Raw genomic sequence first — 23,382 nt, forward strand, 5'->3', positions numbered from 1 at the left:
ACTAAAAATCACACGGTTCGTAAATATTCTACTGAAATGTTATCTATCTTTTCTAATTTCCCTAGAATCTGGTTGGCTAACGATTTTCTGAAATCAATTTCTATTGTACACTGGTTATCAAAGACTTGATTCTTGATTTTCAAATCAAAATCCTTCACCACCTTCATTACATCGTTCATTTGGATATATTCAAATTGCACTTGGTAGACTTCATTAACTGTCTTCTCAACTACGTCAGCTACCAAAAGGGCTTCTTCTGTAGCTGATTTATAAGCATTGATTAACCCCGGAACACCCAATAATGTACCGCCCCAATAGCGGACTACTACTACCAGAATATTGGTAATATCTTTAGACAAAAGCACATTCAATATCGGGCGACCAGCCGAACCCGAAGGCTCGCCATCATCGTTTACCCTGAAATTAGTTTTATCTAACCCCAAGCGAAAGGCATAGCAAAAATGCACCGCCTTGAAATGTTCTTTGCGGAGTGGTTCTATCAAGGCTTTTACTTCAGCCTCTTGTTCTATGTGATAAGCAAAAGCCAAAAACTTACTGCCCTTATCCTTGAAAAGCCCTTCCGAGGGACTTTTTATTGTTTTGTATGTATCTTCCAATTAATTTGAAAATTTGGTGATTTGAAGATTTGAAAATGATTAAACTTCTTGATTTGAGAATTTGAAGATTTGAAAATGATTCAAGCTTTTGATTTGATGATTGAAATTCAAAATTGACTATTCTAATATTTTCAAATTTCCAAATCTTCAAATTTTCAAATTAGCCAGTTTTCAAATTAAAACATCTATTCCCTTATCCCTGTATACTACCACATCTTCAATATTCGCATTCGTAATCAACACATCCACCAAAGTAATCGGAGCGAACGTTAAGTACTTATCCTTTCCCAGTTTTGAAGCATCACAAAGAAAATATTTCTTGGCTGAAGCATTTGCCATCGCTAAAGTAATGCTGGCCTCATCTTCTCCAAAGGCACTTAGTCCGTTTTCTGGTGAGATACCATCAACACCTAAAAAGGCTTTATCAACTTTATAGCGAGCAATATGTTCTTCCGCAATTCTGCCGTGCACCGCTTGCCGTTCTTGGTCGATTTCTCCTCCAATCAGATTGATTGATACTTGGCTACCCATCAATTCATAGACCACAGGCAACGAATTAGTAATGACTTTAATCCGCTTGTTTTTAATAAACTGGCACATCCTAAAAACAGTACTGCCACAGTCCATCAAAATAATATCACCATCTTTAATCTGCTGTGCGGCTAGCTGGCAAATCTTATCTTTCTCCTTGGCATTTACCGCTGTTTTGTTGGCAAAAGTAAAAGGCATTTGTGCCAAAGCAAGCTTCATTGCTCCGCCATGTGTACGAAACAACAAGCCATCGGTAGCCATTTGTTGCAAATCTCTACGGATAGTAATCTCTGAAATATCTAAAGCTTGGGCAAAATCTTTTACCTCCGCCTCTCCCCTTTCTTCTAAAATTTTTAGAATTATCTGCTTTCTATTTTGAAAACTCATAAAAACATGATTAATTTGTTCAAAAATAATCAATAATTATCAAATATAATCATAAAATGATTCCAAGCATCAAAATTAAGAAAACCGAGGTACTTTCAGACAATTGGTACACATTACGCAAAATAACTTTTGATATTGAACAAAAAGACGGTTCGTGGATAACACAGTCAAGAGAAGCCTACGACCGTGGTAATGGGGCAGTGATTTTATTATACAACATAGCCAACAAAACGGTGATATTGACCGAACAATTCAGAATGCCGACCTATCATAACGGAAACCCGACAGGGATGTTGATTGAAGCTTGTGCAGGTTTGTTGGACGAAGACAATGCAGAAGATTGTATCAAACGAGAAACCGAAGAGGAAACGGGCTTTAGAATTACCGAGGTAAAAAAGATTTATGAAGCCTATATGTCGCCTGGTTCGGTGACGGAGATACTCTATTTCTTTGTAGCCGAATACGACAAAAGTCAGCAAGTAAGCGAAGGTGGCGGTGTAGAGGGCGAACACGAAAACATTGAGGTATTAGAGTTATCTTTTGAAAAAGCTCTGAACATGATAACAACTGGTGAAATAAAAGATGCCAAGACGATAATGCTTTTGCAATATATCAGACTTAAAAACATACTGTAATGCCAAATAACCAACCAATGATGATACTAGTAGCAGGGCCATATCGCTCAGGTACGAATGACAACCCAGCTTTGATAGAAGCCAACGTAAAAGCCATGACCGACATCGCCTTGGAATTGTACCGAATGGGACATATTCCAGTATTAGGCGAATGGTTTGCCCTACCCTTAATTGAAGCAGCAGGTTCAAAAGAAGTAGGCGACGCCATATTTAATAAAATATTTCATCCTATTGCTATTAAGCTAATTAGTCATTGTGATGCAGTATTAAGAATTGGAGGAACATCCACAGGTGCAGACGAAATGGTGAATGTTGGATTGGCTAAGGGGAAAATGGTGTTTTATGATGTGAGGGAGATTGGGGTGGTTGAATAAACCGAAATTTGTCTTTTACCAAGAAAACTTACCGTATAATAAGTTTAGTGTAATTATTGGGGTGGATGTTTTTATGTAACTTGGGGAATTGGTAGATTGGGGTTTGAAAGTTATTGAGTAGTCTGAGACTGCTTTTCATATACCGTTTTAAGACTAGCAGCTTGTAACAGCAAAGTAGCTTTGCTTAATACTTACACCTGTAAATGTATGACAGCAAGTAAACTTTCTTTCAAAAATTTGAACAACGTAATTCGTTGGCAAGAGACTGAAAATATTAACCAAATCAGTTTTTTACAGATTATATTTATATTTAAGCAACAAAACCTAAATAAAATGGGCTTTCGCTATCATAAAAGAATAGGAACTAACAAAGGTTTGGGACTGAACATAAGCGGTTCGGGACTTTCAAGTAGTTATCGATCCAAATATGGCTCTATTGGCTCAAAGGGATTTTCAATAAAAAGTGGAATTCCAGGCTTGACTTTTAGAAGTGGTTGGGGCGGTGGAAAAAACAAAGGTGCTGGTGCTTTAGTTGTTTTGGCAGTAATGGCGACATTTTTTTTTGTTTATATTTCAATTGTTGTTCTCTACAACTTAATCCGACTACTAATTTGGGGTGGGACGGAATTATATCATTTAGGTCTGAGACTTTATTATCGTTGGAAAGAAAAACAGGCTTTAAAACTTGAAATGCAACATGCAGAGACAAACAAAAATATCAGCTAACGCTACTGATGAATATAGGCTCGATATTTGTACTACACGCTGTTCCAAGTTTAAAAACTTGGAACAAAAGATAAAATGCAGTCTCAGACTGCAAGCAAAATAAAATACAGTTCTACAAAACAATACAATAATGGGTTTTGCCTATAAAATAAATAATCCTAGAGGAACATATTTTATCACCTTTGCCACTGTTCAATGGGTTGATGCTTTTACCAGAAAACGTTATGTTGATATTGTTTTAGAAAGTATAAAGTATTGCCAAAAAGAAAAAGGCTTACGGGTTCATGCTTGGTGTATCATGTCTAACCATGTTCATTTGATTGCTTCAACACTACGTCCACAACCTACTTTATCCGATATTTTACGAGACCTTAAAAAATTCACTTCCAATAAAATCTTAGAAGCCATTCAAGATGAACGAGAAATAGAAAGCAGAAAAGGCTGGATGTTATGGTTATTTAAAAGTGCGGGGGAGCGTAATCCAAACAATACATATTTCCAATTCTGGAGACAAGACAATCATCCTGAAGAGATTTTTTCAACAAAATTTATGGAAAGCAAATTAGAGTATATTCATAACAATCCTGTAAAAGCTGGCTTAGTAGAAGAACCGTGGGAGTATTTACTTTCATCTGCAAAAGACTATATGACTAATAGAAAAGGATTATTAGAGATTGATTTTGTTTGAAACACGTGTTTCGCAGTCAGAGACTGCTTTTTATTGAGCGTTCCAAGTCTCTAGACTTGGAACAGCACAGTTGTAGATGCAATGAAAACTAATGACATTAATGTGTTATTTGACAAGGATTTTTGGAGTAATAAGACATGGGAACTCGAAAAAATCTTATGTAGTATTTTAGATGTTGATAAACCAAATTTAGTATGGGGAACAGATGATTACAAAAAATACATATTGTCGTTAATTGAAAGATGAAAAATTCCCTATTGGTTCCAAATTCCTAAACTTAGAACAATAAATAAAATGCAGTCTCAGACTGAAAAAATACAAATAAATCCCTCGCTGTTCCAAGTTTAACAACTTGGAACAAAAAATAAAATGCAGTCTCAGACTACAAGCAAGTAAAGCAATATAATATAGGTTATGTCTATAAAATAAATAATCCAAGAGGAACATATTTTATCCCCCACTAGTGCAATTCTCAACCAAACCATCACTTGTACCAAAAATCACCTCAATTTGTAACTGAGGCTAAAAGGAAAGAACTATTTTTGGGCATCGAAAACATGTTGTTTTAGTTTAAAACTGAAACGGTTATGGGTACAAGTGACGCTTCGCTTGACGCTGGATTCGTATTCAGAAGTTTAAAATAATTAATATTATAAAGTACGACAAGGCTTTGGCATATTAGTGAGTTAGCGGTAATTTTGCCTTAAAAAATTTAATGAAAATAAAAGCAAAATCATCTTTCAAAGATGAACAAAAAGATAAAGATTACTTTGAAAATTGGGTTAAAGAATTAGAAGTAAATAACCAAAGAGTTTATGAAAAATTTGAAGTTAAAACTAGTATTGGTAAAACTCAAGTTTATGGTTTAAACACTAAAGAAGAACATATCGAAACCCTTGTTATCTTTCCCGGAGCCAGAACTACTTCATTAATTTGGGATTTTGACAAAGGTTTAGATAATTTAAACCTTAAAATAAGAATCTATCTAGTTGAAACAAATGGGTTACCAAATTTAAGTGATGGAGATACTCCTGATATTAAATCATTAGGATATGGGATATGGGCTGCCGAAGTTTTAGAAAAGTTGAAAATAGAAAAAGCGTTTATCGCAGGTGCTTCATTTGGAGGGTTAATTTGTATGAAACTTGCTATTGTAAAACCTGAAATGATTAAAGCTGTTTTTTTACTTAATCCGGGCTGTCTTCAACCTTTTTCACTGACTTTAAAAAATCTGTATTTCAATATTTTACCAATTTTAAGGCCTATACCAGCAAATGTTTTAAAGTTTTTAGACAAAGCCGTTTTTGCTAAACCAAATCATAAATTATCTCAACAATCTGAAAAAATGTTAGTAGATTATGAGGTTTTTGCAATAAGTCGATACAAGGATAATACCCAGAAACCTTATTATATGGATAAACAATTAGCAGAAGTTAGTGTTGAAACATATTTACTTGAAGGAAATAAGGATTTATTATTCCCTTTTGAAAAATCAATTGAAAATGCTCAAAAACATATTCGTAACTTAAAAGAATATATCGTATTTGAAAATGTTGGACACGGAATAGAAACCTATAATAAAGCAATAAATTATATAGGAGAAAAAATAAAAAACTATCGCTAAAAATAATGTTTAAGTATTGACTGGCAAACTCTAGCTATACTTCGCCAAGTTATAAACCGTCAAAACCTTACCTATGAGCAGTATCCTGAAATTCAATTGGAATTATTTTATCGTAGCATCTTTGTTATTTATAGTAGAAGTGCTTATTGCCATGTTTGCTCATGATCAATTCATTCGCCCTTATTTTGGCGACTTTTTAGTTGTCATACTAATTTATTGTTTTGTAAAGTCCTTTCTGGATACTCCTGTTTTTAAAACAGCCATAGCAGTTTTAGTTTTTTCTTTTACCCTAGAGATTTTGCAATACTTTGATATTGTCACCAAAATGGGTTTAGGACATTCAAAATTTGCCAGAACTGTTATAGGAACTTCGTTTGAATGGATTGACTTAATTGCCTATACGCTTGGAATTGCTTTTGTGATTTATGTGGAGAAGAGGTTCTCCACAATTAATGCGAGAAAGAGCCAAACACTTAGGTGATTTTTTAAGCATCTTCATAATGGCTAATGATTTTTGACATCATTAGCCCCTCGCTGTTCCAAGCCTTAGAGCTTTGAACAATAAATAAATTGTAGTCTCAGACTACAAAACAAACTTAATAGCGATTACGCCAAATAATTCCTACTCAAAATACGACTCCTTGGGAATCAAACAATTTTAAGGAAGCTTCTTGTCTGTCTATAAACATTTTAATCCTTCGTATTTTTTATTTACTTGCACATGCAATATCTCTTCTATGTGTAAAACTAAACAATTTGATAAATGAAATTCTTTTTACAAATCAGCAATAAAACAGTAGTTTTTCTTCTATTTTTCACGGTATGGACTGACATGATTTTACCCAAACAATTTAAAAATAGTGGATTGGCATTTTGGATTTGGACAATGTTTCTTTTAAGTTGGTTCTATTTCGCATTTAAACATTTATCTTCTATTTCAGACAAAAATATTAAAATTAAGCTATCATATAATTTTGCATTAATATGGTTAGTGATTACTTCAAGCTTACGTAGGGGAATTGGGTTTAACCTAGTTCTTTTTGGTTATTTTAATTTGATATGCTACATTTATTTAGCTGTTATATTAACAATTTATTTATTAAGATTGGAACAAAATAAGAAAGTAAATATTAAATCAATTATGACTTTTCTTATGGTATTTATTCTACCGATAGGTGCATGGTGGATTCATAAAAGAATCCAGAAAGTTGTTTTAGATCATTATAATCTACAAGCGGTTTTAAACCTTTAAGCTTTGAATAAAACAATCAAATTTATTACTACTGCCCTACCTCTAATGCTAGAAAACACAAAACAACATATTTATATTAACACTCATCATGGACAAACAAACAGTTAAATATATTATAGACCATTATTTCCACCTTTTAAAAGACAAAGAAAAACTTGCTTGGCAACATTACAGTTCTAACATAAAACTTGAAGAAAACAAAAATTCAACAATAGCTGAAATGTACCAAAAATATGGGTGGCTTACTGAATACAAGGATGTATTAGATTTATTAAAAGATGGCTATGATAACTTTGAAGAAAATACTGCAAAAAAGATATTATCAGCACATGAAGGTAAAATATTTTTTAATAGATGTCCCAATTGTGGTTTACTCGCACGAACACCTAAAGCAAAGCAATGTAGGTATTGTCTGCACGACTGGCATGATTCGTAAGCAACTTTGAAAATAAATGATATCTATCAGTCATACTATCTTTAAATGAATCTACATTAAGCACAACACAATGATTCGCTACAACATCAATTGGTTAACTGATAAATTTGAAAATGGTGACATTTTGAAATTTATATACTTCTGGGGACATACTAATAAATACAATGAGACTGTTGGAAAATTCTGTTTTAGTCAATGGTTTCGCTGCCCTTTCACCGTTAACGATGTTACTTATAAAACATCAGAACATTGGATGATGGCTCATAAAGCATTGCTGTTTGGTGATAAAAACAATTTTGATAAAATAATTCTTTGCGACAAACCAGGAGAAGCTAAAGAGCTGGGGAGACAAGTAATGGGATATGACGAACAAATTTGGAATGATAAAAAATTCGATATTGTAAAACTTGGAAATATTCATAAGTTTAATCAGCATCCTCTTATCACTGATTTTTTGTTGCAAACAGGAAGTAGAATTTTAGTAGAAGCGAGTCCAGTCGATACAATATGGGGAGTTGGATTATCGCAAGATAACAATGACATTGAAAATATTTATACTTGGCGTGGTCAAAATCTACTTGGTTTTGTATTGATGGAGACAAGAGACTTTTTAAAAGAATTTGGGCATTTCAAACCTCTTGAAAATGCTATGCAAGCACCTTGGATAAAATTTCCTAATATTAATGACAAAGATTGTTTTTGGCGAATGGGGCTTGGAGAGGAATACTTATTTCAATTTAGTAAGTATTATTTAGGGCTGAACGAAAGAGATAAAACTATTTACAAATTAACTAATCCCTCCCCTTACGATTGGACAAACTTTTATCTTTAATTAGTGTAAATGTTAATAGGAAAGATTTATTTAATAGCTAATTTTCAAACAACGACTTTAATATTTCAACTCCATGAACACACAAAACGCTGTATATATTGCTCAAAGTCTTGATGGATACATTGCCGACAAAAATGGTGGTATTGCTTGGCTAGATTCCATAGCCAATCCTGATGGTGATGATATGGGTTATTATGCTTTTTTCAACCGTATTGATGCCCTCGTAATGGGTAGAGTAACCTTTGAGACTGTTTGCGGTTTTGATTGTGAATGGCCTTATAACAAACCTGTTTTTGTATTGAGTAATACCATTGCTAAAATTCCTGAAAGCCATCATCAGAAAGCATTTCTCGTAAAAGGAACATTGACAGATATTCTTTCGCAGATACACCAAAAAGGATATACTCGATTATATATAGATGGCGGAAAAACTATTCAGCAATTCCTAAAAGAAGATTTGATAGATGAAATGATTATTACAACTTTTCCTATCTTACTTGGTGGAGGTTTCCCCCTTTTTGGTGACTTACCTCAACCCTTATCTTTTGACGTACAATCTTCTCAAATCTTTTTGGGCAATTTAATTCAAACACACTTTATTAGGAAAAAACATTGAAACTCTTTAGACATTAAAGAAGGCTTTCTCATGGTATTACAAATAAGTTAGCTTGAAAATAAAGAATATAATATCAGTTATGCAATAAGTGTAATTTTAAGGTTTTCCCTTTAGTAAAAATACCGTTTAATAAATATACCCCTCTATCACTTGGAAATATTTTGAATTAAGATTATGTTTGAAATGTCATTCGACAACACTTCCAAATACCACTGCATTAAGATACTCCACTTGCCATCTCAAAAAAGATTTATTAAAAAAAATTAAATTCACAAACAACCTTTTCCCCAATAATTACGTATCTCAAATTAAAAGAAGTTTTTAACTTTTAAATTAATATAACAAAACAATCAGCGAACATGAATACAATATTATTAATCCATAGTGTACTTGCAGTGTCTATTTATTTTTTCATGCAAAAAATAAATAAAATACTTTCTCCTAGAGTTAGTACATTTACAGTGAACATTTTGTTGATTGTCTTTAATGTGTTGGTTCTTATCATGATTCCGATTTGCCTTGGGGAGATATTGCGAGTGTCTTTGGGCGAAAATGAAGAACAATCTGAACAAGAACAATTATTGATATTTGCTCCTCATATTCTAAGCTTTTCAATGAACCTTTACAATTTGTTTATCGCTAATAACAAACAGTTAGGTAATGATTCACAAATTGTTTCTAAAGAAATATTTTAATTCAAATAGTTTCATAGCGGCTAAATATCGGCGACTGCTATTGCCTTAGCTACATTTGGGGTAAAATGATCACAAAACCCTATTTCAATTTTTATCCTTAGGGAGGGACTTTGCTCACTAAGGATAAAAATTGAAGCTTAACTGAATTGCTACTGAAGCGACTACCAATGATATGATGTTCTTCAGAGAACATTATCCTCTATTTATCTTTCAAATCCTTCGTTACTTTTACATACCCTATCACTTCGTTCTCATTATTGTGTATCGCCGTCAGTACTACAGAACTCCAGAAGTTTGTCTTATCTTTTCTAAGCCTCCACCCTTCATGATAAGCTCTACCATGTTTTCTAGATTGCTCAAGGAATGAATTAGGAAATCCCTTTTTAATATCTTCTTCACTATAAAAAACATTAAAACTTTTACCTATTATTTCTTGGGCAGTATATCCTTTTATACGCTGTGCACCTTTATTCCATCTTTCAATAATTCCTTTATCATCTAATAATATAATTGCATAGTCTTCTATTTCATCAATCATTCTTCTATTTCGTTCTTCTGATATATTGAGCGAGTTTTGTACCTCTCTAATATCCGTTAGGTCGCGGGTTATTTTAATATATCCTATCACGTCGCCAATCTCATTGTGAATACTGGTGATAATGACGCTTGCCCAAAATTGCGAACCATCTTTTTTTATCCGCCAACCTGCATTTCTAGCCACTTTGTTAAGTCGTGCCTCTGCTAATAATGTTTCCGGTAGTTTATTTTCCCTATCAGTCGCCGAGTAAAAGTTCCTAAAGTTTTTGCCAACAATCTCGGCGGACGTATAGCCTTTAATTTTTTGAGCTCCTATATTCCAGTTTTCAATATTTCCTTTTACATCTAATAGCAGAATGGCGTAATCTTCAATCTCTTCAATGGCTTTGTTTAATTGCATGATTTTGAAATCCTTATTGCCCATTGATTCATTCACTATCGAATGGATTTTATTATCCAAAATACTGGTTGCATCCAGCATCATCTTTATCCATTCTTCATCTACTTCATACAAACCGTCTTTAATTAAATTAACCAACCCCATAATTGATGTAAGCGGATGGCGAACTTCATGAGATTGTAATTGGGCAATTTGTCTCATAGAGATATTCTTTTCTTCTATCTCCTGATTTTTTTGTAGCAGTCTCTTTTGACTCAGCTTTAATTCCAATAAACAAACTACCTGCTTCGACAGCACTTCTAGCGTCAATCGTTGCAATTCTGTCAAATCGTTAGGCCTTACGTCAAATAAACATAAAGTCCCTAGCTTGTGACCACTACTCATGACCAAAGGAGCACCTGCATAAAAGCACAAATTGGGTGCAGTATGGACTAATGGATTACCATCAAATCGATTATCCTTGGTGGCATCATTGATAATTAGTATCTCATCTTGCTGTATGGCATACTGACAAAACGACGTTTCGCGAGGTGCTTGTCTTTCATTTACCCCTGATGATACTTTTATCCAGTTAACATTCTCCCCAAGTAGGGTGATAAGCGAAATAGGTATTTCGCATAATCGCGAAGCTAAATCTGTAATTTGTTGAAGTTCTGGTATGGCGTCAAAATCAAGTTGTAAGTACGCATTTACTTCTTGTAATCTATTTAATTCATACTCATTCATAACATAATGATGTTTTTATGTGGTTTTATAACAAATTATGAGCAAATATTCGACCAAAATAATTCAAGGCTCTTTCATTGTCATAACTAATAACAAGGTAATGTCTGAATGACACCTTCTTTAAAATTGAAATCTAATTATACCCGCTGTAATTTAGAAGTGGGCATATATTGTTAAAATAACGTACAATTTATAATATAATATAACACAATTGGGTAATTTTACTTAATCGCTGATTAATTTAATCTAACGACTAATCAACAAAAATTGCCCACCAAAACCAAAGGCTTGATGGGCAATTTTTGTTTTATTAATGATGTATTATCGACTAGTATTTGAATACTTTTCCTCCTGCTAATACTTCTTGTGTTTTCTCATCAAAAGTAACTTTCAAGCCTGTTCTGTAAGCAGCGTTCGACATGATTGTTGCGATTGAGTGTGAATACCCTGCTTCAATTGGTGCATGGCTTTGCTTACGTGAACGTACACATTCCATCCAGTTTTTAATGTGGGCAAACGTCAACGGGTCGCCACCAGTGTTTGCATCTGAAGCTACTTTTTGTCCTTCAAGCTTCATTGGTGCCAATAGGTTAGCTTTCAAGCCCATTGTTTTGGCATGACCTTCTGTTAAGCCTCCTGTTGATGAAATTTCGTTAGTATCCAAGTTAATCATACCACCGTTTGAGTAATATAATTCTTTCGTCTCACCTGCTGAGTTAGAGAAACGTGAAGTAAACTGTACTTGGAAGCCTGATTTAGGGTCATCTAATGGGCCGTAATCAAATACTACTGTTAGCGTATCTGCATTCGAACGACCATCTTTCCACTGATAGATACCACCGTTGGCTACTACACTTCTTGGGTGTGGTAAACCTGTAAACCAGTGTACTGTATCAATTTGGTGACTCATCCATTGTCCTGGAATTCCAGAAGAATATGGCCAGAATAAACGGTACTCTAAATATTTACGTGGGTCAAATGCTTCGAAAGGACGGTTCATTAAATAACGTTTCCAATCTACATCTGTTTCTTTTAAGTTTTTAACTAATTCTGGTCTTCTCCAACGTTCTGGTTGGTTTACATTCCACATCAATTCTACCATCACAATCGGGCCAAATTTACCTGATTTGATAAAATCTTCAGCGGCAAAGTAGTTTTCACCACTTCTACGTTGGGAACCAATCTGAACAATTTGCTTAGACGATTTCACTGCTTTTAATACCGCACGTGCATCTTCCATGGTTTCAGCCAATGGTTTTTCGGTATAAGTATCACAACCAGCTTTTACAGCTTCTACCGTGTGCAAAGCATGTTGAAAATCGGCAGTTGAGATAAATACTGCATCCACCATTTTAGAATCATAAAGCTCTTCATTGTTTCTGAATACCTTTACGTCGCTACCCAATTGTTTATCTAAGAAAGCCTTACCTTCTTCTCTACGACGGTTCCACAAATCAGAAAGAGCCGTCATTTCAAAGTTCATTTCTTTTTGTAAAGCCTTGAAAGGTCCTACATGAGAAGCTCTGTGACGGTCAGAAAAACCTACACAACCTACTCTTACACGGTCGTTTGCACCGATAATTTTAGCGTATGATTTTGCACTAAATGTTAATGCTCCCAAGGAAGCAAAGGTTGTTTTTTGGATAAATTCTCTTCTTTCCATAGTTTATTTGTTTTATTAAGTAATTGGTGATTAGTGATTGGTAAATAGTGATTTGAAGTTCAATGAGTGATTAGTAATTAGTTAATAGGGATTAGATTTTATAAGACTTAAAATTCTAATCACTATTTACCAATCATTAGTCAAAAAAAAACACTAATCACCAATTACCAATCACTAATCACAAAAAATCACAATGTTTTAATCTTAATATTCTTAAATGATACATTATTGCCGTGGTCTTGAATAAGGATGTTTCCTTTTTCTCCAGCACCAAAGCCATTGTATTTCTCGTATTTACTTCTTGCTACCAAAGCCTTGAAAATATTACTATTACGTTCATATTCTACCACTTTGAAACCATTTAACCAGTGTTGTACAATGTTGTTTGGATATACGATTACCCTAGCTTGGTTCCATTCGCCAATTTTACGTTGGAAACGCTTATCTAATTTATACGAAGGTATTAAATCATACAAGCTACTCATAGTTCGGTTACCTACCGATCCCATTTTTGCATCTGGATGTTTTTCATCATCTAATACTTGATATTCTAACCCGATTCCAGATTTACCATTAGAATCAAACGCTTCGTTTACAAAGTATTTCACGCCAGAGTTCGCACCTTCTGTCAATTTAAATTCAAAAGTTAATTCAAATGCCCCGTACTGTTCGGTACTTACAATATCGTTACCTGTTTCAGAGCCATCAGACGGACTCACATTGATTGTTCCATCAATTACTTTCCAGTGAATATCAGGCATTTTTTCTTGGTGAACACCTCTCCAACCTGTGAAATCCTTACCGTTGAATAATAATTTTACGCCTTGTGCTTTTTCTTGTTCAGATAACGTATTTAACGTTAAATTAATCACTGGCGTATTATCCGTCGGGCGAGGCTTTAAATTTTCAGTCTGGATTTTGATGTTCTTCCAGCTTATTTCCATGCCTTCTTTCATGTCTCCATAAATAGCATGCACTTGCAAGGCGATAAAGCCTTTTGCGGTCATGTCATCTACCAAGTTTGAAACTGGTACATCGTTTACCCAAGTACGAATTACATTCCCGATGGCTTCGATGCGGTATTTATTCCACTGCCCATGTAATTTAAAGGCTTTCTTACCTTCTGGATTGATGTTTGGAATATACAACCAGTCACGGCGACCTTCATCATAAATTCCACCAGACCACGCACGCTCTGAAGGGTCAACCTCTGCTTGATAGCCGTGTACTCTACCATTTTGATAATCTGGGCTAGACAAACTTCTGAATTGAATACCAGAATTCATACCGTCAGCTACTTTAAGCTCTAGTTCTAAAATAAAATCGCCGTAATCGCTTTCGGTACATAGAAATGAATTAGGCGTATCCTTTACGGTAGTGCCTACAATCTCTCCATTTCTTACACTGTATTTAGCTTTTCCTCCTAATTGCTTGAAACCTTTCAAGGTTTTACCATCAAACAAATTAGTCCATTTTTCTTTTTGAGCAAATGACGAAAAAGATAAAATACTGATAATAAATAAAATACTTAAAAACTTTTGTCTCATTGTTTTATTATAAAATTAGATTTACTGTTATAAAGAATACAACATAATTTTTATACTGGATTTTATGAAAGAATATTGGAGGGTCTGTAGGGTATCCTCTTAAGTAGCATATTTTCGTAATATTTAATGGACAGAAGTTGCAATTATATTTTGTTTATACCCAAAAAACAATATTACCTTTCGCAAAACCTTACTTTTCTTCACTAGGCGTGCCCGTCAGACACAAGAAAAGTAACCGTATGGCGAACCGCAAAAGAAAGTCAAGAAATTCCAATCGCAACGGCGACCCGTCTCGCTCCGCTCAAACAGTGGAATTTCGCTAAATGCTGACGCTTAAATGGTATAAAACTTTTACGACAGTTTTTAAATAAATAGCCTAAGCTCTTAATTTTATTCAACTGTGTTTTCCACAATATTAAATTTTACAGGTTTAGGGAGTTATTTAGACTAATTACAAAGTAATTATTGACTTTTAGTATTTTTAAAACTAGCTTTGTTTATTATTTATAATAAATCTAAATAAATATTCATTTTAAAAGATTGGATTAAAGAAAATGAAGAATGCTTGGTGTAAATAGCAATGTTATCAATATTCCATCAGCATAAACAAAACGCTGTTTGTAGCGCGTATTTATATAAAAAACTAACCATGAAACAACAATATACTTTTCGGAAATTCATTTATGATATTCACTTGTGGCTTGGTCTACCTAGCGCAATTGTGTTGTTAATCATGTGTTTGACGGGTACACTATATGTTTTCCAAAAAGATATTACGCAATGGGTAGATAAAGACAAATTCAAGATTCAGTTACAAGCAGGGGCAAAAATGCTCCCTGCCAATCAATTAGCGAAAGCCGTTGCCAAGGAGAAAAATGGGAAAGTAACCCTTATTCAGGTTCCTCAAAATGCTGATGAAGCATGGACTTTTACTGTCTTACCCAAAAAAGACAAAAAAGCAGAGAAAGCCAATGACGATAAAAAAGTAGCAAAGACTTCTAAAGATAAAGCTGAAAATGAGAAAGTAGCTCCTAAACAGGAAAAAACAAAGAGCTATCTGGTAAATCCATATACGGGTGTAATTCAAGGCGATGCCCAAACGCCTACTGCTGAATTTTTCGCTACGGCTTTAAAACTGCATAGATGGTTATTGATAGAAAACCATGATATTGGAGGAGTAATAACAGGTGTGGCATGTATCATGATGATTTTTCTACAAATTACTGGACTAATGTTGTGGGCACCCACTAAAATAAAAAACTGGGGAAAATTTAGTGCTTGGAAACAGGGATTCAAGATTAAAACAGATGCTAAATTCAAGCGCATAAATTTTGATATGCACAAAGCCTTAGGCTTCTATGCCTTTATTTTTGTTACGATAATGGCTTTGACGGGGCCTTACTTTGCCTTTACATGGTACAAAAATGCCTTTGCCCAAACATTGACTGGCAAAAAACCTAGTCCAAAAGAAACTTCTGAACAGTCTGTTTATATAAATGACCAAACTAAACCTCTGGCGTTTGAGAAAATCGTTGATAACATAAACGCCATTTATCCCTATCAAGGCACCACCCGCATTACATTGCCCAAAGATTCTGTAGGGACTGTAAATGTTTTGAAATACAAATCGGGTTTCTTGACTTCTGCGGGTATAGACCGTGTGACCTTAGACCAATATTCGGGTAAGGTAATTGTCCTGAGTCGGTATGCCGATAAAAGCCTTGGTGAAAAAATTGTATCCTCCGCCAAGCTTATCCACACAGGCGAATTGTTTGGTACTTTTTCTAAAATACTCTATTTCATAGCCTGCCTAATTGCTACAAGTTTACCCGTAACGGGTTTCTTGATTTGGTGGGGTAGAAATGGCTATGGAGTAAAAAAGAAAACATCAATTACTAAGAAAACTATGAAAGAAGTTATTACTTCATAGAATATAGGTTGTTTTTAGTTTTACCCAAACGGCAACCACCCCCAAGCTTCTCGTTCAGAGAAGTAAATTTCATCGAGTGATAAAAACTTTCCTCTGAAAAGGTAGCAACTTTTTCAGAGGCTAGAAAAGTCGTTGCTACAGATGAGGTTTCTTTTATTTTTTTAAGGTTTTTCAACCATGAAAAACGCATCACAATCGTATCCTTAACAATTAATCAGCATGAAATATTTATTACTTTTTGCCCTGTTTTTGGCATCATTAACAGGTACTTTTGCCCAGAATACTGGGAGTGTAGCAGGTCGCATTATATCTGTAGATAGTATTCCATTAGAGCTAGTTTCTGTCTCTATCAAACAGTTGAACAAGGCGACACTCACCAATGTTGACGGACAGTATCAGTTTGCTAATGTCGCATCAGGCAATTATACTGTAACGATTCAGATGCTTGGCTTAGCAGAAAAAAACATTGCTATACAAGTAAAAGCTGGTGAAACCGCTACGTTGAACTACCAACTTACTGAAGAGAACATTCATGCTTTGCAGGAAGTAACCGTAGTGGGAAGTGCCAACAAGTTTTCGCACAAAGAAAGCGTATATATAGCTAGGTTACCCCTTAAAAACCTAGAGAACCCACAGGTATATAATACAGTACCTAAAGCACTGATTCAAGAACAAATGGCTGTTGACTTAGGAAGCATAGGCAAAAATGTGCCTGGGGCGGGTATTCCGATGTTAGCTAACCAAGGTAGAGTAACCTTTCGCTCTAGAGGCTTTGAAACAGAACCCAATGCCCGAAATGGTGTAGCTGGACAAGCATTTTCATCTATAGACCCTGCCAATATCGAACGTGTAGAGGCTATCAAAGGGCCATCTGCTACGCTATTCGGTACTAGTGTATCTAGTAGTTATGGTGGGCTATACAACCGTGTTACCAAAAAACCTTTCAATGGTTTTGGGGGTGAAGTAGGGTATTTTGGCGGAAGCTGGAATTATAACCGTTTAGTATTTGACATCAACACGCCTGTTAATGCTGATAAAACGGTGCTATTCCGTTTGAACGGTGCTACAACTTTTGATAAAAGTTTTCAAGATATGGGCTTTACCAATTCTTTGAGCCTAGCTCCTAGTTTCTCCTATCAGATTACTGATAGACTTTCTTTGTTAGTTGATGTAGAGTTTGGTAAAGCAGAAGCAACATCTGTTGTACGTTTTAACCCTTTTACGGGAAGTAACAAAACGCAATCGATTGTTGATATGAAGTTTCCTTACAATCGTTTATTTGGAGCAAACGATCTTACCTATCAAACAGAAATGATGAATATATTTGCCCAATTCAACTATAAGATTTCGGACAAATGGACTTCACAAACGATTATTTCTCGTGCACGCTCGTCTATCAATGGCTATATCTCAGCATTGAATGGTCGTACAGATACAACATTGAGAGCATCCGTTATCAGAGGCTATACTGCTTTTATTGCAAATGATATTCAGCAAAACTTTATTGGCGATTTCCAAATTGGTAAATTCCGTAATAGATTAGTTGTAGGGTTAGATTATTACAATAACTCAAACTCGTTCGATAGACTTACTATCAACGGACCCACTATCAATTTTATTAATCCAGGAACTACTTATAAAATTACCAAACAAACCATAGACGGCTTGGCATCTACAGGAACTTTACGTGCAGAAAACAATGGTGACAATACTTACGCGATATATGCATCTGACGTATTCAATGTTAACGACAGATTAATGGCAATGCTTAGTTTAAGAGTAGATCGTTATTTCAATCAAGGTGTTTATAACATCAATACGGCCATAACGACTGGTACTTATAACCAAACGACGCTTTCACCTAAATTAGGCTTAGTGTATCAATTGGTAAAAGATAGAGTTTCTTTATTTGGTAACTACATGAATGGCTTTTTCAACAGAAATGGCTCGGATGCACAAGGAAATTCATTTAAACCAGAACAGGCTAATCAACTTGAATATGGTGTTAAAGCAGATGTACTAAATCATAAATTAGTAGGTACCATTAGTTACTATGATATTCAGGTAAAAGATGTGTTGAGAACAGATCCCAAAGATGCCAATTATTCAATTCAGAATGGTACACAACAGAGCAAAGGGGTAGAAATTGAACTTACTGCTACTCCTTTCACAGGGTTCAACGTCGTAGCTGGTTATGCTTACAACGATAGTAAATATACCAATGCAGATGAAACTGTTCAAGGATTACGTCCTGCTTTATCTGGCCCGCCAAGAACACTTAACTTCTGGGTTAGCTACCGTCTTTCTAAAGGAAACTTAAAAGGTTTGGGTCTTGGTTTTGGTGGTAACGCTGGTAGTTCGTCTTTCCAAACCAATACACAAAAAGCAAAAGTTATCATACCTTCTTATACCATGTTTGATACTACTGTTTTTTATGACCACAGCAAATTCCGTATAGGCTTTAAGGTTGATAACTTAACAAGCGAACAAGCTTGGTCAGTACGCCTAACCCCACAAGCTCCTGCTAAATTTACAGGAAATGTTACGTTGAAGTTTTAGTAGGTAGCAACAAAAACTTTATTCTTCAAAGAAATAGAGGCAAATCATGAGTCATCCCGAATTTTCCCTAAATTTTTGCACTTTGGAGACAATTTGAGAGGTTTTCTATTTATTATTGTCTAGTCCTTACTTTTCTTTCCTTGATGAAAGAAAAGTAACCGCGCGGCGGACCGCAAAAGAAAATCAAGAATTCCTAATCGCATCGGCGAACCGACTCGCTACCGCTCAAACAGTAGGAATTCGTTGTTCATCAATCATAAAAAAGCGGTCGAAATTAGTTTTTCGACCGCTTTTTTATGATTTTAAAATTCGAGATGACTCATGTTTAATAACAATTAATGGTCACCAGAATTTCCACCAAGGTTTTATGTTCTCAGGTAATTGGCAATCATTATTCATATCGCAGTTATCATATTAGCCACGAAAAATACCGAATGTACCTTCATTGCTATATAATGTAATAAAATCTATTATTGAGTCACCTATATAATTCCTTTGGGGCTTATTATAGTCTTCCTGTTCATAAGTCAAATAAAAAAATTTATACTTATTCTTGTCGTATAGGTCTATTTCAAGTCCACAGGTTTCTGAATAAATCAAATATTCTGCAAAAAACAAATATTCACCTACGTTGTCGTTATCTTTTTCAACTTCATTGATTGGTATTATATTGAAAATCAAATCGTCACCTTCCAACCCGTTTGAGAAAGTATAAAACTCAACCAAATCATCTGGCAGTTTTATACCAAGCGTTTTTTCAATTTCATGTAATTCTTTAATGCTAATACCTTTCTTTTTATCAACTTTAAATTTAGCGGTTGAATTTATTGTGTTTAACAAGTCAGAAATGTTCATCGTTAATTGATTGTATTGAAGAGCTTTTCATACTGTGAAAACTCTCAATATATAGAAAATGCAAAACCATTGAAATATGCTATTTAGTAAACATCAATCGAAGGTTAAAACTAACTTCCGAGTATCAATCCAGTACTATTTTTTTTACAAACCCCACAATATTCTGCTTCATTTTGGCTATTATTACACCATTTACAGCCTCTTGGATTAAGTAATGCAAAATTGGAAATGATAAAGTATCCCATGATTGGCGTTATGACCAAACATATTAGTAAGGCAACGAAAAAGTTTATTTTCCTATTTTCACTTTCTTGTTTACACATTAAGATTGTAATTATCAAATAAGCAATTGGGAATATTAAAAGGAGATAACCCATTGTATTACTTTATTATTAATTAGTGATTTAATTGATTTTGTCAGCATAAAAGTAATTTCTGTGATTACTCTTAACACTTAGTGTGTTACTGAAACTAATCTTCTAATATCTAAAGTAATAATTTATTTTTAATAATTAAAAGGGATGTAGGAAGATGGGACTCAAAATCCATCTACCTCTCTTGGCGTATTAGGGGTTGTTACTTTTTATTTTTGCTACTCTTTTTTTAATAAGCCCCTTCCTTTCTATTAGCTGGTGACTTAAGTCACCAGCTAATAGAAAGGAAGGGGTATTAACAGACTTTTGCTTGGCTTAGTATTTCACTACGTCAAGGTGAACTGCAATGTTACATTGCAAAAATGCAACGCATTTTATAAGTTTGTTAAGTTGCGGACTCGGCGTACTATTCAAATTTGAACTATTAGAAATAATGATAATACTTACTGATAAAGATTTAGAAATTTTAGTAAACAATTCTCTTTCTAATCGTGAAGAAATATACAACAAAATACATTTTAAAGTCTCTTTTGAGGAATTTAAACAAATCTTATTTTCACTAAAAGATGATGTTGAGCATATTGATTTATTTTCTATTATTTATTGGCTTTTACCTCATTCCATGAGTAAAAATGAATTTGAAGAATTAAACACCATTTTTTTAAAAGAGAAATGGCATAATGGTCATGATGATATGGTTGGAATGTTTCAAGTTTATTTCTATGATAATCCTAAAAATATTGATACAATTTTGCATATAATGAATGATTTACCTGAATTTTATAGATATGATACTTGTTTAAAACACCCCTTTATTCGCAAGTGCATTTATGCTATTGGTGCACAGCCAGAACCTTATAATATACAAGCGTTAGAAGCTTTGCTAGAAAAGGAAACAGAAGAAGAGCTTATAGAATATTTAGAAGAACAGATTGAAACAAGAAAAACTGATGGGCGTTGGGAAGCGAGGAGACCAAGGAGTGATTATTAATAAAATTAAGTTTTGCAATCATGAGTCATCCCGAATTTTGAAATCTTTAAAAACTCAATATTTTAAAAGAAAATTCGGGATGACTCGTGTTTACTTTTTCAAAGGATGCCCCAGCCAAATCATTATCAAGGGCATTAATAAAAGGGAATTTCGATTAAAGCCGTTTTTATATTATTGGTATTTAATGCCATAGCCATAATTAGCAAAATGGTTACTGCATTCAGTAAATTACCTGCAAAATAGGTTTGGGGAAACAATACCAACAAACATATTGCTAATGATACTATTCCTATCGGAAAAACAAAGCCTTGGCTTAAACCGATGTCAGAGAGCATTTTAGTTTCTTCGGGTTTCATGCTCATCGTAAGAGCAGACCATGCATGTTTGGCATTTAAAAACACTGTAATGGCTATCAAGATTCCGCTAATGATTTTCATATTTATTGCTTTTTGTTTGATTGTAACTATAACACAAAGATTATACTTTATTAACAAAAAGTACTTGCGAAAATCAAAGGAGGATTTGCAAAAAACAAAGAAAAAAATAATTCAACTAACCCCTTGCTTGAATTATTTTTTCACTGCATCAAGCAAGGGTAAAAAACTCATCCCTCACAATTCAACTATCAAAGCCCCACCTTCCCATCTGCCCAATATGGTTGTGTATAAATGTTTTTACTAGATACACCTTTGTCTTTTAGTGCTTTCCTAAAATTTTGAATTGACTTGGCATTGCCCATCAAATAAAAAAATCCGTTCTGCCATAATTGCCAAATTTTGTCGTCCAATTTGTTTAAAGTCTCAATAGCAAACTCAGCTCTGTTGACTGATTTGGGGACGGTATCCACCATCAATCCTAATGATTTTGGCACTTCTAATGATGTATTGTCTAGTTCTAAAATACCTAGATAATTGTTTTCACTATGATTAATTTCGTCTTTGATACTTTTAAACACGCTAATGCAAGATTCATCGCCAAAAAAGAATTGATATTTTGCTTCCTGTTTATAAATATTGAAGCCTCTTGGCAAACCAACGGTTACGTGGTCGCCTACTTTTATGTTTTCAATAAAATGGCTTCCCGGACCATTACTGTGAAGATGGAAAATCACTTCAAATATTCCTAAGTCACTATCCCATTTGCTGGGGGTGTAATTGCGGTAATTGGTTTCATCTATTCTAATGAAGATGGCTTGTCCAATTTTGAATTTCACTTGGGGAAAGTCTCCCTTAAACGTAATGATTTTTACGTTGGGACTTGGCATGACAGTTGAAACAACGTTTACTTTGCAGATTTTACTGCTAAACGTTAATTCCATAAAGTCGCCTATTATTTTGGGTATCGACGGCATATTTTTCTTGTATTAATTCTCTCACAAAATTGATACAAAAACAGCCATAAATGGTTGAATATGCCATGGAGATGATAGGACTATTCACGGAATTTATTCCGAAATCCCAAAGGAGTTTCGTTACTTATTTTTTTGAATAGCCTTGAAAAATAGGAATGGTCTTTAAAGCCTAAATGATAGGCAATTTCCTTCACTTCGTTTTCGGTATAATACAAAAGCCTTTGTGCTTCTAAAAGCATTGCATTTTGTAGCCAATAAGTAACAGATTTCCCTGTGGTTAAACTCACACAGTCGTTCAGGTGTGTAGTGCTAATGTTTAGCTCTTTGGCAAAAAAAGAAGGGCTTTCTAAAAAGTTGTTTTTAGCAATTAACTTTTTGAAATTGGTCGTAATCAATGACGATTGATTTTTACGTTCTGGTGTAGGTATTTCTGATGATTGAAATAAATTTGAGAATTGATACACCAACGCATTAAAAAGTCCATTGATAATTTGTGTATTGTATAACTGATTTTTGGTAAAAACACTTTTCAATAAAGCAATGTTCGCCATCAGGTCTTCTTGTAGAACTTCCTCTATTTTTTTTACTTGTTCAGAAATCTTCAAATTTTGAAAGATTTCTGAACAAAGATTGGGAATTAAAAAGGGAGCAATACTGATAAAATATCCTGAGGAACCTGCTGATACTTGCTGGACAGCATGAATCTGAAAAGGCTTCATCAAAAGCACACTTGGAGACTCTATTTCAATATTAACGGTATCGCATTGCATCATTACAGAGCCACTTGTGATTACAAAAAAAATAAAGAAATCGTCTCGATGGACTCCTCTTTTATCCTCATGATAATCAACATCTTCTACAGACAATTTTGCAATATAAATACCTCCAATAGCTTCGCTACTTTGATTAAAAACGGGTATATCGGCTTTTATTTTCAAGGCTTTGCTGTGTTTTTGTGTTGTTGAAATCTACCTTTTCATGGCTAAAGTAATCGTTTATTATTAAAGCTAAAAGGGAGGTGCAAAACAAAGAACAT

The 23,382-nt window shown here is 34.2% G+C and carries 24 protein-coding genes; 14 read left to right on the plus strand and 10 right to left on the minus strand.

All coding sequences use genetic code 11. The features are described from left to right. Window positions 1–8: 8 nt before the first annotated feature. Complete coding sequence (locus tag VB264_RS07455) at window positions 9–617, minus strand: IMPACT family protein (protein WP_323248102.1); 609 nt, start codon at window positions 615–617, stop codon at window positions 9–11. A 171-nt stretch (window positions 618–788) separates the two neighbouring features. Then, on the minus strand, window positions 789–1,535 hold the full coding sequence (locus VB264_RS07460; protein WP_323248104.1) for a DeoR/GlpR family DNA-binding transcription regulator: 747 nt from the start codon (window positions 1,533–1,535) through the stop codon (window positions 789–791). A gap of 56 nt (window positions 1,536–1,591) precedes the next feature. On the opposite strand from VB264_RS07460, the gene nudK reads away from it, so the two are divergent. From nudK to VB264_RS07515, 11 genes are all read left to right on the plus strand, one after another. Then, window positions 1,592–2,170, plus strand: coding sequence for a GDP-mannose pyrophosphatase NudK (gene nudK / locus VB264_RS07465; RefSeq protein ID WP_323248106.1), 579 nt, complete (start codon window positions 1,592–1,594; stop codon window positions 2,168–2,170). Then, entirely contained in the window at window positions 2,170–2,544 is a 375-nt protein-coding gene (locus VB264_RS07470) for a DUF4406 domain-containing protein (protein WP_323248108.1), read from the plus strand. The genes nudK and VB264_RS07470 overlap by 1 nt, the downstream gene beginning before the upstream one ends. 207 nt (window positions 2,545–2,751) lie before the next feature. Next, window positions 2,752–3,270: a hypothetical protein gene (locus VB264_RS07475; RefSeq protein WP_323248110.1), complete on the plus strand. Its 519-nt coding sequence runs from the start codon at window positions 2,752–2,754 to the stop codon at window positions 3,268–3,270. Window positions 3,271–3,400: 130 nt separating this feature from the next. Continuing rightward, on the plus strand, window positions 3,401–3,958 hold the full coding sequence (locus tag VB264_RS07480; protein WP_323248111.1) for an REP-associated tyrosine transposase: 558 nt from the start codon (window positions 3,401–3,403) through the stop codon (window positions 3,956–3,958). Between the two features lie 715 nt (window positions 3,959–4,673). Beyond that, on the plus strand, window positions 4,674–5,582 hold the full coding sequence (locus VB264_RS07485) for an alpha/beta fold hydrolase (RefSeq protein ID WP_323248113.1): 909 nt from the start codon (window positions 4,674–4,676) through the stop codon (window positions 5,580–5,582). 73 nt (window positions 5,583–5,655) lie between these two features. Further along, the gene (locus VB264_RS07490) at window positions 5,656–6,063 is read left to right on the plus strand and encodes a ribosomal maturation YjgA family protein (protein ID WP_323248115.1); all 408 of its coding nucleotides are present in this window, start codon (window positions 5,656–5,658) and stop codon (window positions 6,061–6,063) included. A gap of 282 nt (window positions 6,064–6,345) precedes the next feature. Continuing rightward, window positions 6,346–6,834: a hypothetical protein gene (locus VB264_RS07495; RefSeq protein ID WP_323248117.1), complete on the plus strand. Its 489-nt coding sequence runs from the start codon at window positions 6,346–6,348 to the stop codon at window positions 6,832–6,834. A gap of 88 nt (window positions 6,835–6,922) precedes the next feature. After that, window positions 6,923–7,270, plus strand: a complete 348-nt coding sequence (locus tag VB264_RS07500; RefSeq protein ID WP_323248119.1) for a hypothetical protein — start codon at window positions 6,923–6,925, stop codon at window positions 7,268–7,270. Window positions 7,271–7,340: 70 nt separating this feature from the next. Then, window positions 7,341–8,102, plus strand: coding sequence for an NADAR family protein (locus VB264_RS07505; RefSeq protein WP_323248120.1), 762 nt, complete (start codon window positions 7,341–7,343; stop codon window positions 8,100–8,102). A gap of 73 nt (window positions 8,103–8,175) precedes the next feature. After that, window positions 8,176–8,718, plus strand: a complete 543-nt coding sequence (locus VB264_RS07510; RefSeq protein WP_323248121.1) for a dihydrofolate reductase family protein — start codon at window positions 8,176–8,178, stop codon at window positions 8,716–8,718. 359 nt (window positions 8,719–9,077) lie between these two features. Further along, window positions 9,078–9,413 carry a hypothetical protein gene (locus VB264_RS07515; protein ID WP_323248122.1) on the plus strand — a complete coding sequence of 112 codons (336 nt, stop codon included), beginning with the start codon at window positions 9,078–9,080 and terminating at the stop codon, window positions 9,411–9,413. Between the two features lie 199 nt (window positions 9,414–9,612). Here VB264_RS07515 and VB264_RS07520 read toward each other — a convergent pair whose 3' ends face one another. The 3 genes from VB264_RS07520 to VB264_RS07530 all read right to left on the minus strand — a co-directional run bounded on the left by VB264_RS07520 (window position 9,613) and on the right by VB264_RS07530 (window position 14,286). After that, complete coding sequence (locus VB264_RS07520) at window positions 9,613–11,076, minus strand: PAS domain S-box protein (protein ID WP_323248123.1); 1,464 nt, start codon at window positions 11,074–11,076, stop codon at window positions 9,613–9,615. A 328-nt stretch (window positions 11,077–11,404) separates the two neighbouring features. Then, window positions 11,405–12,739 carry a Gfo/Idh/MocA family protein gene (locus VB264_RS07525; protein WP_323248124.1) on the minus strand — a complete coding sequence of 445 codons (1,335 nt, stop codon included), beginning with the start codon at window positions 12,737–12,739 and terminating at the stop codon, window positions 11,405–11,407. A 188-nt stretch (window positions 12,740–12,927) separates the two neighbouring features. Beyond that, a complete protein-coding gene (locus tag VB264_RS07530) occupies window positions 12,928–14,286 on the minus strand; it encodes a 3-keto-disaccharide hydrolase (protein ID WP_323248125.1) in 1,359 nt (452 codons plus the stop codon). Between the two features lie 649 nt (window positions 14,287–14,935). On the opposite strand from VB264_RS07530, the gene VB264_RS07535 reads away from it, so the two are divergent. Next, the gene (locus tag VB264_RS07535) at window positions 14,936–16,216 is read left to right on the plus strand and encodes a PepSY-associated TM helix domain-containing protein (RefSeq protein WP_323248127.1); all 1,281 of its coding nucleotides are present in this window, start codon (window positions 14,936–14,938) and stop codon (window positions 16,214–16,216) included. Here VB264_RS07535 and VB264_RS07540 read toward each other — a convergent pair. After that, window positions 16,206–16,406, minus strand: coding sequence for a hypothetical protein (locus tag VB264_RS07540; RefSeq protein ID WP_323248128.1), 201 nt, complete (start codon window positions 16,404–16,406; stop codon window positions 16,206–16,208). The genes VB264_RS07535 and VB264_RS07540 overlap by 11 nt on opposite strands. Before the next feature lie 29 nt (window positions 16,407–16,435). On the opposite strand from VB264_RS07540, the gene VB264_RS07545 reads away from it, so the two are divergent. Beyond that, on the plus strand, window positions 16,436–18,775 hold the full coding sequence (locus VB264_RS07545) for a TonB-dependent receptor (RefSeq protein WP_323248129.1): 2,340 nt from the start codon (window positions 16,436–16,438) through the stop codon (window positions 18,773–18,775). A 414-nt stretch (window positions 18,776–19,189) separates the two neighbouring features. On the opposite strand, the gene VB264_RS07550 is transcribed toward VB264_RS07545, so the two are convergent. Further along, a complete protein-coding gene (locus tag VB264_RS07550; protein WP_323248130.1) occupies window positions 19,190–19,630 on the minus strand; it encodes an SMI1/KNR4 family protein in 441 nt (146 codons plus the stop codon). 807 nt (window positions 19,631–20,437) lie between these two features. Between VB264_RS07550 and VB264_RS07555 the strand changes: the two genes are divergently transcribed. After that, window positions 20,438–20,995: a hypothetical protein gene (locus VB264_RS07555; protein WP_323248132.1), complete on the plus strand. Its 558-nt coding sequence runs from the start codon at window positions 20,438–20,440 to the stop codon at window positions 20,993–20,995. A 134-nt stretch (window positions 20,996–21,129) separates the two neighbouring features. On the opposite strand, the gene VB264_RS07560 is transcribed toward VB264_RS07555, so the two are convergent. From VB264_RS07560 to VB264_RS07570, 3 genes are all read right to left on the minus strand, one after another. Next, the gene (locus VB264_RS07560) at window positions 21,130–21,432 is read right to left on the minus strand and encodes a hypothetical protein (RefSeq protein WP_323248134.1); all 303 of its coding nucleotides are present in this window, start codon (window positions 21,430–21,432) and stop codon (window positions 21,130–21,132) included. Between the two features lie 188 nt (window positions 21,433–21,620). Further along, window positions 21,621–22,346 carry a siderophore-interacting protein gene (locus VB264_RS07565; RefSeq protein ID WP_323248136.1) on the minus strand — a complete coding sequence of 242 codons (726 nt, stop codon included), beginning with the start codon at window positions 22,344–22,346 and terminating at the stop codon, window positions 21,621–21,623. 80 nt (window positions 22,347–22,426) lie between these two features. Continuing rightward, the gene (locus tag VB264_RS07570) at window positions 22,427–23,284 is read right to left on the minus strand and encodes an AraC family transcriptional regulator (protein ID WP_323248137.1); all 858 of its coding nucleotides are present in this window, start codon (window positions 23,282–23,284) and stop codon (window positions 22,427–22,429) included. Window positions 23,285–23,382 lie beyond the last annotated feature (98 nt).

Origin of the sequence: Arcicella aquatica (assembly GCF_034928825.1) — a bacterium.
Classification (GTDB): domain Bacteria; phylum Bacteroidota; class Bacteroidia; order Cytophagales; family Spirosomataceae; genus Arcicella; species Arcicella aquatica.

Coding starts and splice junctions, on each gene's coding strand:
- VB264_RS07460 (WP_323248104.1), bottom strand. CDS start 1,535: ATGAGTTTTCAAAATAGAAAGCAGATAATTCTAAAAATTTTAGAAGAA.
- nudK (WP_323248106.1), top strand. CDS start 1,592: ATGATTCCAAGCATCAAAATTAAGAAAACCGAGGTACTTTCAGACAAT.
- VB264_RS07470 (WP_323248108.1), top strand. CDS start 2,170: ATGCCAAATAACCAACCAATGATGATACTAGTAGCAGGGCCATATCGC.
- VB264_RS07475 (WP_323248110.1), top strand. CDS start 2,752: ATGACAGCAAGTAAACTTTCTTTCAAAAATTTGAACAACGTAATTCGT.
- VB264_RS07480 (WP_323248111.1), top strand. CDS start 3,401: ATGGGTTTTGCCTATAAAATAAATAATCCTAGAGGAACATATTTTATC.
- VB264_RS07485 (WP_323248113.1), top strand. CDS start 4,674: ATGAAAATAAAAGCAAAATCATCTTTCAAAGATGAACAAAAAGATAAA.
- VB264_RS07490 (WP_323248115.1), top strand. CDS start 5,656: ATGAGCAGTATCCTGAAATTCAATTGGAATTATTTTATCGTAGCATCT.
- VB264_RS07495 (WP_323248117.1), top strand. CDS start 6,346: ATGAAATTCTTTTTACAAATCAGCAATAAAACAGTAGTTTTTCTTCTA.
- VB264_RS07500 (WP_323248119.1), top strand. CDS start 6,923: ATGGACAAACAAACAGTTAAATATATTATAGACCATTATTTCCACCTT.
- VB264_RS07505 (WP_323248120.1), top strand. CDS start 7,341: ATGATTCGCTACAACATCAATTGGTTAACTGATAAATTTGAAAATGGT.
- VB264_RS07510 (WP_323248121.1), top strand. CDS start 8,176: ATGAACACACAAAACGCTGTATATATTGCTCAAAGTCTTGATGGATAC.
- VB264_RS07515 (WP_323248122.1), top strand. CDS start 9,078: ATGAATACAATATTATTAATCCATAGTGTACTTGCAGTGTCTATTTAT.
- VB264_RS07520 (WP_323248123.1), bottom strand. CDS start 11,076: ATGAATGAGTATGAATTAAATAGATTACAAGAAGTAAATGCGTACTTA.
- VB264_RS07525 (WP_323248124.1), bottom strand. CDS start 12,739: ATGGAAAGAAGAGAATTTATCCAAAAAACAACCTTTGCTTCCTTGGGA.
- VB264_RS07530 (WP_323248125.1), bottom strand. CDS start 14,286: ATGAGACAAAAGTTTTTAAGTATTTTATTTATTATCAGTATTTTATCT.
- VB264_RS07535 (WP_323248127.1), top strand. CDS start 14,936: ATGAAACAACAATATACTTTTCGGAAATTCATTTATGATATTCACTTG.
- VB264_RS07540 (WP_323248128.1), bottom strand. CDS start 16,406: ATGCGTTTTTCATGGTTGAAAAACCTTAAAAAAATAAAAGAAACCTCA.
- VB264_RS07545 (WP_323248129.1), top strand. CDS start 16,436: ATGAAATATTTATTACTTTTTGCCCTGTTTTTGGCATCATTAACAGGT.
- VB264_RS07550 (WP_323248130.1), bottom strand. CDS start 19,630: ATGAACATTTCTGACTTGTTAAACACAATAAATTCAACCGCTAAATTT.
- VB264_RS07555 (WP_323248132.1), top strand. CDS start 20,438: ATGATAATACTTACTGATAAAGATTTAGAAATTTTAGTAAACAATTCT.
- VB264_RS07560 (WP_323248134.1), bottom strand. CDS start 21,432: ATGAAAATCATTAGCGGAATCTTGATAGCCATTACAGTGTTTTTAAAT.
- VB264_RS07565 (WP_323248136.1), bottom strand. CDS start 22,346: ATGCCGTCGATACCCAAAATAATAGGCGACTTTATGGAATTAACGTTT.